Origin of the sequence: Microcystis aeruginosa FD4, from assembly GCF_009792235.1 — a bacterium.
Classification (GTDB): domain Bacteria; phylum Cyanobacteriota; class Cyanobacteriia; order Cyanobacteriales; family Microcystaceae; genus Microcystis; species Microcystis viridis.
Map to the genome: position 1 here is coordinate 4,551,507 of NZ_CP046973.1, position 11,907 is coordinate 4,563,413.

At 43.7% G+C, this 11,907-nt stretch carries 13 protein-coding genes and 1 pseudogene; 4 read left to right on the top strand and 10 right to left on the bottom strand.

Translation table 11 applies throughout. The annotated features are described in order from the left end of the window. Nucleotides 1-351 precede the first annotated feature (351 nt). The 4 genes from GQR42_RS22670 to GQR42_RS22685 all read left to right on the top strand — a co-directional run bounded on the left by GQR42_RS22670 (nt 352) and on the right by GQR42_RS22685 (nt 2,933). Nucleotides 352-1,005 carry an ester cyclase gene (locus GQR42_RS22670; protein WP_158202552.1) on the top strand — a complete coding sequence of 218 codons (654 nt, stop codon included), beginning with the start codon at nt 352-354 and terminating at the stop codon, nt 1,003-1,005. A 101-nt stretch (nt 1,006-1,106) separates the two neighbouring features. After that, a complete protein-coding gene (locus tag GQR42_RS22675; RefSeq protein WP_158201712.1) occupies nt 1,107-1,478 on the top strand; it encodes a transcriptional regulator in 372 nt (123 codons plus the stop codon). Between the two features lie 148 nt (nt 1,479-1,626). Next, nucleotides 1,627-2,517, top strand: a complete 891-nt coding sequence (gene crtR, locus GQR42_RS22680) for a beta-carotene hydroxylase (protein WP_158201713.1) — start codon at nt 1,627-1,629, stop codon at nt 2,515-2,517. A gap of 98 nt (nt 2,518-2,615) precedes the next feature. After that, nucleotides 2,616-2,933: a hypothetical protein gene (locus tag GQR42_RS22685; protein ID WP_158201714.1), complete on the top strand. Its 318-nt coding sequence runs from the start codon at nt 2,616-2,618 to the stop codon at nt 2,931-2,933. Here GQR42_RS22685 and GQR42_RS22690 read toward each other — a convergent pair whose 3' ends face one another. The 10 genes and pseudogenes from GQR42_RS22690 to murQ form a co-directional block, all read right to left on the bottom strand. Continuing rightward, nucleotides 2,934-3,488 (bottom strand): hypothetical protein, encoded by a 555-nt coding sequence (locus GQR42_RS22690; protein ID WP_158202553.1) that lies wholly within the window; start codon nt 3,486-3,488, stop codon nt 2,934-2,936. Between the two features lie 311 nt (nt 3,489-3,799). Further along, a complete protein-coding gene (gene xth, locus GQR42_RS22695) occupies nt 3,800-4,603 on the bottom strand; it encodes an exodeoxyribonuclease III (protein ID WP_158201715.1) in 804 nt (267 codons plus the stop codon). Nucleotides 4,604-4,625: 22 nt separating this feature from the next. Beyond that, entirely contained in the window at nt 4,626-5,210 is a 585-nt protein-coding gene (locus GQR42_RS22700) for a chromophore lyase CpcT/CpeT (protein WP_158201716.1), read from the bottom strand. A gap of 99 nt (nt 5,211-5,309) precedes the next feature. After that, complete coding sequence (gene rplI / locus GQR42_RS22705) at nt 5,310-5,768, bottom strand: 50S ribosomal protein L9 (protein ID WP_158201717.1); 459 nt, start codon at nt 5,766-5,768, stop codon at nt 5,310-5,312. Nucleotides 5,769-5,837: 69 nt separating this feature from the next. Next, nucleotides 5,838-6,239, bottom strand: coding sequence for a hypothetical protein (locus tag GQR42_RS22710; protein WP_158201718.1), 402 nt, complete (start codon nt 6,237-6,239; stop codon nt 5,838-5,840). 94 nt (nt 6,240-6,333) lie between these two features. Beyond that, nucleotides 6,334-6,912, bottom strand: a complete 579-nt coding sequence (locus GQR42_RS22715) for an esterase/lipase family protein (RefSeq protein ID WP_158201719.1) — start codon at nt 6,910-6,912, stop codon at nt 6,334-6,336. 137 nt (nt 6,913-7,049) lie between these two features. Next, nucleotides 7,050-8,585: pseudogene (gene tnpC, locus GQR42_RS22720) on the bottom strand (IS66 family transposase). 44 nt (nt 8,586-8,629) lie between these two features. Continuing rightward, on the bottom strand, nt 8,630-8,974 hold the full coding sequence (locus GQR42_RS22725; RefSeq protein ID WP_158201720.1) for a DUF4164 family protein: 345 nt from the start codon (nt 8,972-8,974) through the stop codon (nt 8,630-8,632). A 313-nt stretch (nt 8,975-9,287) separates the two neighbouring features. Beyond that, on the bottom strand, nt 9,288-10,778 hold the full coding sequence (locus GQR42_RS22730; protein WP_158201721.1) for a site-2 protease family protein: 1,491 nt from the start codon (nt 10,776-10,778) through the stop codon (nt 9,288-9,290). 27 nt (nt 10,779-10,805) lie between these two features. Further along, nucleotides 10,806-11,726, bottom strand: a complete 921-nt coding sequence (murQ, locus tag GQR42_RS22735; protein WP_158201722.1) for an N-acetylmuramic acid 6-phosphate etherase — start codon at nt 11,724-11,726, stop codon at nt 10,806-10,808. Nucleotides 11,727-11,907: the final 181 nt, after the last annotated feature.

Below are 11,907 nucleotides of genomic sequence, written 5' to 3' on the forward strand. Positions count from 1 at the left end.
TTTCTTATACTTCATCTAGCTATTGATTACTCGATACGGTCAGGTGAGCGTTCCCCCCGATATTCTTCTCGATAGGAAGGTAAGATGATACGGGTGACTGTTTTGGATGACTCGGAAATCGTCCCCGAACCGAGCGAGAAACCTGAAAAAACGATGTTCGAGGCGATTTCTTTAAATACACGGGGATTTACATTCGAGCGGTTAGCTAAGATTTGTTACTGATTGAGTCGGGGCAGAAGATTAGAGCTATAAATGATGATGGAAACGTTTGTTGTTGGTGCTGAATACTTGACTCAAAGGAGTCTGCTTAGAGTAAGCCAATCGGCATCATAGTCAAGAGGTAATTTAATGATGAGTGAAGACCAAAATTTGCCACTTTGGGTACAAGATCGCGAAGAAGTTATTAACAAGGCTGATGAAATTCAATGGCGCTATGGAGATCGTCCAGATTATTCGCACACCAATAGATATCTGGAAAAGGAACGAAAATTTAATCACGCCGAAAAATCTCTAAATCAGATCGCACATAATCTGGTGAAAACTTTTGAAATGGAGGCAACATTTAAGACTAATCCTCAACAGTGGCTTTCTGTGGTGGAAGGTAAATTCCGCATGAGTACTAATGGAGGCAAAGAATATACTGCTGAAGATATTGTAGAGCAAGGAACATATAACCTATTTCTTGGAGATTCAGATCAATACAGTTCTTCTAATGAAACCTTTGAATCTTCTTACAATCTCTTCCACGCTGCTTTCCCAGATGGTTTTCACTGGGAGTTGATCGAAGTTGTGGCAGGTCCTCCCAACGTCGTCTTTAAATGGAGACATTGGGGAACTTTTAAGGGTAACTATCAAACACATCAACCCACGGGAGAAACAGTTGAAATTGTTGGACTTAGCCTGGCAAAAGTCACAGAGGAGTTGAAACTTGAGTCTGTCGAGCATTATTTTGATACTCATCAATTTTTGATGAAGTTAACCAGTAGAATGCCCAATCCTATGTGATTGGGGTTGCTGACAATCCCAATCATTTTGTCAAGGATTTTGTTATTTGTATTTCTTATACTTCATCTAGCTATTGATTACTTGATTGGGGATTCAGGGCGATGCGCTTTTCTGGGGTTCGATTTAATAACTCGCAAGAATACGAGCGATTTTTAAGCATAATTGAAGGGATGATGTCACGGGAGTTAATCAATGACGAAGGACTATTATTCGATTTACTGGTGTTATTAGTGGAAGAATACGAGCGCAAACATTATCCGATCGCCCGAACAAATCCTACCGCTACGTTAGAATCTTTACTGCATGAATTCGATAGGGAGTGTCTTATCGATATTTTCGGCGATCGGGATAGGGTAGAATCGGTGATGCTGGGGAAACAGGCGATCGCCCCCTCTCAAGCCGAGTCTCTAGCCGAATTTTTTAATCGTTTAAGTGCGAAACTGGCGTTAAGCGCCCGTGATTTTCTCTTGTAGCCTCGCTTTTCCTTCGGGAACCATATAACAAATCCTTACTTTCTTCAGAGCTTAGATTAATTAAGATAATGTTACAAAACTTTATGAAAAAGGCGTAGTATGATAATTTACGCCAGTAAAGCGAACACAATAAGGAGCAACACCCATAATGCAGTCGGCCGAGATGTTGCTGACAGTCCCCAAAGAGTATTTAAAAGCACCGGGGGGCTTCAACCCAAACGTTACCATGTTTTTCAGTGCCTTGAGCCTAATAACCCTATCTACCTGTGGCTATTGGCTATGGTCCTGGCCCGACTGGATTTGTTTTAGTGCTAATGTCCTCGCTTTACATTTATCGGGGACAGTTATCCACGATGCCTCTCATAATTCTGCCCATAGGAATCGGGTATTTAATGCTATTTTAGGTCATGGCAGTGCTTTAATGCTCGGTTTTGCCTTTCCGGTCTTCACTAGAGTCCATTTACAGCACCACGCTCACGTTAACGATCCCGAAAATGATCCGGATCATTTTGTCTCTACTGGTGGACCGTTGTGGATGATTGCGGCCAGATTTTTTTATCACGAAATCTTCTTTTTTAAGCGGCAACTCTGGCGAAAATACGAACTGCTGGAATGGTTCCTCAGTCGTCTTTTTGTGGCTACCATAGTCGTCGTCGCCTGTCAATACGGTTTTATCAGCTATGTGATGAATTTTTGGTTTGTTCCCGCTTTAGTGGTGGGAATTGCCCTCGGTTTATTTTTTGATTATCTCCCCCATCGTCCTTTCCAAGAGCGTAATCGTTGGAAAAATGCCCGCGTTTACCCCAGTACCCTCTTAAACCTGCTGATTTTAGGGCAGAATTATCATCTCGTGCATCATCTCTGGCCGTCGATTCCCTGGTACAAATACCAACCAGCATACTATGCCACTAAACCGCTTTTAGACGCAAAAGATTGTGAACAGTCTTTAGGCCTACTGCAAGGTAAGAATTTCTGGAGTTTCCTCTACGATGTCTTCTTGGGGATTCGCTTTCACTCCCATTCTTCTAAAACTTCTTGATCTCATTTATCGTAATGGTGAGGTACAAAGTTTTCATTTTGGGGAGTCGGTATCTGTACTGGTTTTGTTGTCAACCTGATTTTTTGAAGGAGGATTTTATGGGTCAACATTGGGGAAAAGCCTTAATTTTAACAACAACTTTCTTGACAATTAACATCAATTATGCTAGGTCTTTAACCTTTGGTGAGGCCGTTGGTATTGGAGCGGGGGCCCTGTTAATCAACCGGGTGGTACAGGATAATAGACAACGTTATCGATTTGTACCACCAGAGCAAGAATTTCAGCGCGGACTAGAGGACGGGTTTAACTTTGCTCGCTATGATAATCCGCGCAATTCCAGGGACTACGATGACGGTTTTATCGAGGGACGGAGACGCCGGGAGTCGGGTTGGGCCAGTCCCAACCGGAGAAACTAATTATTTTTTTGGTCTGCGTCCCACTTCGGCGGTTTCTTGAATGGAAAATATCCTCAATTTGCCGTCGATGGGAGCTACTTTAGCCACCGCTGTCGATGCCACTATATAGTTATCACCCTCGGTGTTGGTAATATTGACTACCCGCTCGCGAGTGATTATCGCCATCTCGTCATTAGCAAGAATATCCACATCCCAATTCTCAGAAAGAACCTCCATACTTTTAATATTTTTGTAGGATTCCTCTAAAAATCTTTTATGTTCCGTGATGCCATCTAACTCAAAAATTTCGGTACTAGCATTGGTTTTAATGGTCAATTGCGAGGAAATAAATGGGGCATAGTGTTTGAGTATTAGGGCGATATTTTTATCTTTAATAGCGGTTTTAATGTCTTCAATCATTGCTTTAATTTCCGCTTCGCTGATTTTTTGTCCCCAATCGCTACTACTCGATTGTTTCACTGGCACTATCGAGGGATTAGCATGGACAAAAGCGGGGGAGATGCTGGGGAGAAGGGATAAACCGAGCAATAGAACAATTAATTGGGGAGAACGCATAATTAATAAACTTGGTAAATTCAACCCGAATCATAGCATTTTCTCGTTACCGAATAAATCCTCAAGCTGAAAGGGCTGCATCTCATATTGGTGACTTTCTCTCACCTATAGGTGAGCAGCAGCAGTTATTAAAAGAGGGCGTGCAATTCGCCCCTACAATAATATTATTGCGCCCATGGTAGGGGCGCATCGCGTGCGCCCAAAATGTAATATAGATATTTCTACAAAATTGAGATACACCCAGGTGAAAGTCCCTAGTTAGGGAAGCTAAGAGAGGAAAATTCTGGCTGTGCAAAGTCTAGGTTGATACTTTAGCTATTTTTGCTTGATATTTCCAGAATAACAGGGGTATGATCGCTAGGTTTTTCTTGTTTTCTGGGTTCTCGATCGATCAGACAATTAACGGCTTTTTCGTATAGCTGAGGAGTTAAATAAAGATGATCGATTCGCCAACCTCGGTTACGAGCAAAACCACCGCTGCGATAATCCCACCAACTATAATGTCCTGCTGCCGAGGTGAATTTTCTAAAGGCATCTTGTAAACCAATTTCTAAGACCTTTTCTAAAGCTTCTCTTTCTTTAGCTGAAGACATAATATGATTTTCTTTGCCTTTGGGATCATAAATATCTTTATCTTCTAAGGCAATATTAAAATCCCCACAGATACATAATTCTTGGGGTTGAGAATTAATTATTTTATCTAGATATTTCCTGAGAGTTTCTAACCATTTAAGCTTATAAATATACTTGTCACTTTCTAGAGAAGAACCATTAGGAACGTAGAGATTAATAATCCGAATATCTCCGATTACTCCAGTAATTAACCGTTTCTGTTCGTCCAGTTCTCCCGTTAAATTTTCGCCGATAATTGGACTAAATCCCACGGTGATATCGTCCATGGGTTTCTGGCTAAAAATCGCTACACCATTATAGGCTTTTTGTCCAGAAATATAGAGATGATAACCCAAAGATTCAAAAGCTTCTCTGGGAAAATCTCGATCGATTACCTTGGTTTCTTGCAAGCATAAAACCTCAACGGGATTGAGTTGTAACCAATTAATTACCTGCTCTTGTCGGCTGCGAATCGAGTTGACATTCCATGTGGCGATTTTCATAGCTAAAAACCAAGAATTTTTCTCACACTTCCTCGGCAAAACTGGCGCGACGCACAAACTCAAAGGGACCAGCGATCGAACCCCAGACTAATTGATCGGTTTCGGTATCTAAACCGCGATCAACGCTAATTAATCCCTGTTCACTAATTTCAAAACTATTATCTAAATAAGTCATTTTATCTTTGCGAAAGACTAAACATTGTTTCCCCGGTTTCACCACCCCTTTAAAACTGTTACCCGTCCAAGTTACATTCATATCACAACCCGGCATCGGTTCTAATAGTTCTAAGCTGAGATTTTTGAGACGCTGGGGTTCTCTAGAGGCACCAAAAAAGTTAGCTTCCTCTTTAACTTTAAAGTTTTCTAGTTCAATATGGTCATCGACTACCGATAATTTAAATACTCGCAAACGATAGGGGGTATTGAGCATAAAATCGTAGGCCTGCTCTAAAAATAAACTGGTTCCCTTCAGTAATTCATCGGGCAAAGGACGCATACACACGCGAATATGGGCAAAAAAAGGCGGATTAGCAAAAGCTTGTTCTTGATTACTAAAATCCGCCGCCATCCAGCGCGCTAGGGTTTTTATGTCCGTGGAATGAGTCATAATTTTTGAGATGTGAATGGCTATTAGCTATCAGCCATCAGCTAGTTAATCGCTCTGATAAATTTTCACTGATTACTGATAACTATGCCCCGACAATTGTTATTGTGCAATTACTTTAATTTCGATATCGGCACTAACTTCGGGATGGAGTTTGACTTGTACTTTATAGACTCCCAATTGACCGATATCGGGGACGGTAATACCACGGCGATCGATTTCTAATTTAGCATTTTCTAGAATAACCGTAGCCACATCTTGACTGGTGACAGTACCGAAAATGGCCTCGTTTTCACCCACCTGTTTAGGGATGCTGTAGGGACTGAGTTTTTCGATCGCAGTTTTTCTGGTTTCCGCTTCTTGTTTTTCGGCCAGGAGACGTTGACGCTCTTTTTCTTTCCTAAATTCTGCCTGTTTCATCGCACCCTTGGTGGCTAAAACGGCCACACCTTGGGGGATAAGGTAATTGCGCGCATAACCGGGGGCCACTTCCACCACATCGCCATTTTCACCTAATTTGCTGACTTTTTGATTGAGGATAACCTGCATTCGTTTCGCCATGAGCTTGACCTAAAACAATAGTTCCAAAACCTTTATCATACCATGTAATCGTCAAGTCTTGATCACAAGTTAGTTATTGCCAGCGGCGATTATTTGGGTTAATAGGGGACCGATTGCCTGAAAGGCCGAGGGTAAAACCGCTACGGTGGCGGCTGCGATAATAATTGTCGTGGCTAATCTCAGCACTTTCTCGGAGGCTTTTTCGTAGGTGTCAAATTTATAGTCGAGCTTGTCTAATCTTTGGTCTATTTCCTGAAAGCGTTGCCCCATAGCATCAAAACGTTGGTCTATTTCCTCAAAACGTCGGTCTATCGCCTCAAAACGTCGGTCTATCGCCTCAAAACGTCGGTCTATCGCCTCAAAACGTTGATTTACTGCTGTTTGGAAGCTTTTCAATTCGTTGAGAACATCGGTTAGGGTGGGTTCTTGAGTGGACATGGTGACACCTTGGGGAATTTGATCGCCTAGCACAATTATAACCTTAAGTCAAGCTTTTTTGATAAAAATTAACTTTTTTGTCGGTAATATTTTGACCTTGTTCTGGTATTGGAGACAACCAGTATTTCTATTCTAATAAGGTCTCTTTAATTGTTGTTAAGACTTTGCTATCTTTGACCATCCAAGCATGAAGCAATACGGGAATGGAAATTTCTTTGCCCACCGATAAACGGGAACTATGGGCAGGAAATATCATTAAATCGTAGGGAGTCCAGATAATTGTGGTTTTAATTTTATTTAAAATTTGTTGGCAATCTTGATTTAAATCCTCGAGAAATTGACTCCCTGGCTGCATTTGTCTAATCCCATCTAAGGGTAAACTGTACGCGGTTAAAGTGCCTCGATTCGGGGCAGAAATATTTAGGTAACGTTGCACTCTTGCCACTCCTCCCAATCTTTGCAGGTAGTAGCGGGTAATTAGTCCTCCCATACTAAAACCAATCAGATCTACTTTCTGCTCTTTAGCAAAGTTTTTCTCGATATAATTGTCCACCTGACCCGCTAAAACTTCTAACTTTTCGTAACCATGATTGGGAATTAGGTTAAAACTATGCACCTGCCAACCATGATGATTTAAATACTTGCTCATCGGTTTAAAAACAGCCGTAGTGTCCAGAAAACCATGCACCAAAACAACGGGATTCATAGATGAGGTTTTATCCTTAAATTCTGAGTCTATTCTAACGGATGATCGGGGTAATGAGCGAAAAATTTTTTGGAAGAGCCTATCTACTAGGTGCGGCTACCAGCAACTTCTAAGGAGTAACCGTTCAGGGGGGGGTGTCAAGCAGCCAGTGGTATTGACCCTGTAGAAGTACTCTCCTGGGGTAGCAGAGAAGGAGAAGCACTACCTTTCCTAGAGGCTCGAACAGCGTCGGTCATGAATTCCAAGACATTGCGGTTCTGAGAACGCAGACTGGTGACTACCGTCAGCATCCGCGCCACAAAAATACTACCCGCCTCACTTTGAGAGCCAAAGCTAGTGCGCCGCCAGAGGACAGCCTGGCGAATGGCTCTCTCAGCCGCATTGTTCGTTGGCTCTAACCCCTCCACCGTGACGAACAGCCATAGGGCGGACTCCACCTTCAGCAGTTGCCGGCAGGTGCGAACGGTTTTAGCCAAAGGAGTCTTCTCCCTGGAGCCAATCTGATAATCCGCTCCTGAAGAGAGTAAACTTCTGACTCGTTCTCGAATTGGCGACACTAATGACTGAAACTGAGTCCGGCTCAAAGTCCCATCTCGGACTCGATGCCAGAGGCGAAACAACTTTTTCTGTTGGGCGAGCAAATCTCGTCCTAGTTGACGGGAGACTCCACTGCGTTCAGAGATTTTGGTGAACTCTCGCTTGAGATGTGCCCAACACAGTTGTCTTCGGTCAACATCGACCCAATTGTAGGCCTTATAGCGATCGCTGTTGAGAATCCCCTCGAAGTTCTCTCCCAATAACCCTTGAGCCGCCGCCGTCGAGCGCGACAACTCCACACAAAAGAAGCTGACCAAGGGAGTGACGGCCACCCACAACCAGGCTCTCTTGGACTGAGGATTTTCCCCATCGGCATTTCCTTGTCCGAAACCTGTCTCATCGGCTCCCACTATCGGCGCAGCTTGAATTTAGGCTTTGACCTCCTCTACTGAGGCTGAGACCGCCTCACTGGCTTCTTTTCTCAGACGATTGACTGTCCCCAGAGAGATTTTCACCCCAAACAAGTCCGACATCGCCGAAACCACCATCCTTACTGAATGACGGTACATCCCGCTCAGCACTGAGACGATGGCTACCACTGTTTCGCCGTAGCCACTGGCTTCTACCTCTTCTGGTAGAGTGGCTCTGCTTGTCTGGCCGCAGCGAGTGCAAGTTAGTTGGTGTAGGCGATGCTCCGCGATTTGGAGCTTAATCGGGGGAATTTCTACTACTTGATGGCGGTAGGGGCTGGGGTCAACTCCTTGTAGGGGTTCGCCACAACAGGGGCAAGTTTTAGGATAGTGGTTGGTGACGCTATCACACGCTTCCACTGGATACAGGGAACGACTATGACCTGGGTGTCCGGGTTGCCCCCCTCGCTTTTTTCCTGTTGGTTTTTTTTTCTTGGTCTTCTCGACGTTGGGAGAGTCTGAGGCAGGAGAGCTATGGGAGTTCTGTGAGTTTCGATTGACTTTCTCTTCTAGCCCCTCTTTTGAGTCTTGTAATTCTTTGAGGTGTTGCTCTAGTTGCTCTATCTTCAAGCCTAACTGCACTACTAGCCGTCTGACGCTGGCTGGGGTCTGCTCCCAATCCTCTGCGTCTATTCCTGACATCTCTAGTAGCTGCTTCTCATCCATGTCTCTCAGATTACCAGATTTCGTACCCCCCCTGAACGGTTACTCTAAGGATTAGGGAAAAAACCAAAAAGTTTAGCAGCACCTCCTAAAATAGCGACTACCAATGCTATCAGAATCCCTCGATTGGTGAATTCCTGATAGGCAACCCTTGCAGTTAATCCCTCGATTTTTGTGCTTAGTCGTTCATCCAGAGCTTTGATTTCTCCCTTGAGTTCGGCCTGTCCTATTTCTACTTTAGTTAACCGGTCTTCTATCTTGTCAAATCTCTCATCAATACGTTTTTCAAGGGAGTCTATTTTCTCGTCAAGGCGTTTTTCCAGAGAGTCGATTTTCCCCTCAATCCTTGTCAGGACAGCTTCTAGGGAAGAAGTGACAGTTTCGTTAGACATTTTGAGCAACTCCTAACAGATTGAATAGGCACAATAAAGCAGTTATCTTAATGGTGAGATAGGAAGTTTTCCTTTTGGGGAGTCGGTCGCCGGTCGCCAGTCGTCAATACCACATTAGGTTATACTTCATGTCTAGGAGAAAGGCTGTAAAAGAGGTCTAATAGGGGTAAATTCTGGAGGCTATATCTTACCGAAAAATCAGGAGTCTATAGGCGGACACGGATTCCCATTGTCAGAACAATATAAGTCAACACTTGAGTTTTTGTCAAGCTTTTTTTGACGGCAATCAATGGCAAGAATTTCGGGGAAGTATTTAGCCACCGATTCCTAACCGTCCCGCTAAACTGGGGCTTAAAGGAATCAGAGTTGCTAACATTAAAAAGAGCAGTAATAAACCCCAACTGGCACGGGTGTCATCGGGTTCAGTTAACTCGTTTAAATTAGGTCTTTCCAACTCTCTTTGTAAAAAAGCGACTAAAATTGTCCAATAGAGAGGAATGGGATTACTGGGATTAACTAAGGAAATAATGCCCAAAATTACCAAAGTGGCCACAGTGGTACGACGGGCAATTTTGCGACCATAAATAGCCTGAACAATTCTGCCACCATCTAACTGTCCGGCGGGCAGTAAATTAAGGGCAGTAATCACCAATCCTAACCAACCGATAACAGTTAAAGGATGCACGGAGATAACCGCATTTTGTAACTCGTCACCCAAAACTATCCGCGCTAAAAAACTCACTAAAATTGAACTTTGGAAAAAGGTACTAGGGATTTGAAAAAGGCTGGCAGAATTAGATAAAGTCAGTCCAACAATTAACAAGATTAAAGAAACCAAACCTCCCAAAGCAGGACCAGCAAAAGCTATATCAAATAGGACGATGCGGTTAGGCAATAAAGATTCAAAACGAGTAATCGCCCCAAAAGAACCAATCTGCCAAGTGGGAAGAAAATAGGGTAAACTGAGACGAACATTATGGCGTTTAGCGATAATTAGATGACCGATTTCGTGGGCAATTAATACCGACCATAAACCCAAACTCAGGGGAATTGCTTCTCGATATCTCTGCCAATTACTAAACAAATCAAAACCCAATAAAATTCCAGCTGCTTCTAAGCTCGTGACAATGGTAGCTACTAACAAAACTAAAGAGAGATTTTTTTGAGCAAGAGTAGCAGGACTAGGATCATTAGTTTTGGGGAGGATAATTACCACCGGTTTTTCCTCGGTTCCTTCCACCAAAAATAAACGATATTTATCGCCAAAATGATCACTTAATTTCTGGGTTAAGCGAGAGTGAACGATATCCGGTTCTCCCCGTAAATTGCCTTTAAAAATTGCTCCTTCCTGAAAAGAGATAGTCTCGGTGGCAAAAAAAGTATCTATCCCAAAAATACTCTGAATAACTTTTAAATCCTCTTCGGGAATTGGAATCACATCCGGCACAATTGCTGTCACCGCTGCCGTGGTTTCTAGAGGAGTAACGGACTCGCTAACTGCTGGGTTAACTTTTGGTTCAATTATCTGATTGGTTTTCAGTAAGCGTAAACGCTTGCCTAAATAAATATAGATAATTGTGGAGGCAACCAGTAAAAAGAGAATTACTGCTAGATTGAGATAAATTCCTGCCGCAAATAGCCCGAAAAAAATTAACCAAGGAGCTATTAGTACCAAGGATTGTAACCAAGCTAAAATTCCCAGTTGGCCGTAGGGTTTAGACCGATAAAAACTCCAAGTCAAGATACCGGCAGCGACGAGGAAAATAATAGCGATCGCAGCGATTTCCGAAGAAATATTAACCATAGGAAAGTCGAAATCAATAGGTTTTTATCAATCAATTTGATTGTAGGCTTGCAGAGCGGCGCGTAATTGACCCCGATGCTTTTGTAACAATTCTTGTCCTGCCGCCGCCGAAAGTCCCGTTTTCTGCATTAACAAAGCTAGTTTAACCCGGCGGCCACTTTTTTCCAGTAAAATAGCCGCTTCCTCGCGACTAACATCGCTAAGGTTGCAGATAATCCGCAGGGCGCGGTCGTGGAGTTTATGATTAGTAACTGCCACATCGACCATCTGGTTGCCGTAAACCTTGCCTAACATTACCATTGTCCCTGTGGAAAGAATATTTAAAGCCATTTTCGTCACTGTTCCCGCTTTCAGGCGGGTGGAGCCGGCCAAAAGTTCTGGTCCGGTCAATAAGCGGATATCCACATCCACGGCGATATCCACTTGTTCGGCGGGGACACAACTAATGGCAATCGTCGTCGCACCTCGCTGTTTTGCCGCCTGTAAAGCCCCATGAACGTAGGGGGTTGTACCCCCAGCGGTAATCCCCACTACCACGTCTAATTCGTCAATTTCTCGCAGGGCAATAATCGCCGCCCCATCTTCCGCTTTATCCTCCAAATCTTCGGAACTACGCACCAATGCCGCTGCCCCACCGGCAATAATTCCCTGTACCAATTCTGGGGGAGTGCAGAAAGTGGGAGGACATTCGGCCGCGTCCAAAACCCCCAGCCGGCCACTGGTTCCCGCCCCAATGTAAAAGAGTCTACCACCTTTAGCCAGAGCTTGACTGGTCAGGGAGATCGCTAGGGCCAATTCTTGCTGGGCCATAGCGATCGCTTTTAGGGTTTGGGCATCCTCCTGATTGAAGAGAGCCACCAATTCGAGCGGGTTTAATTGGTCTAAATTTAGGCTGTTTGGGTTAATTTGTTCGGTTAACAGGTGTCCTCTGCTTTCCCACTGTTCCATAACGGTTTAATTGAGTTTTTCGTAAGATTATTTTCAGTATATAGCCAATCGGTGGGTAAAAAGCTTGACAATTGCCCCCCGGATATTAGATGATAGTAAATCGTGTCAATTCCTGCTCGGATCAGGTGAAGACATTAGCACAAAAGCTGGAATTTTTTTCAGCTACCTGTACGGCAAAACG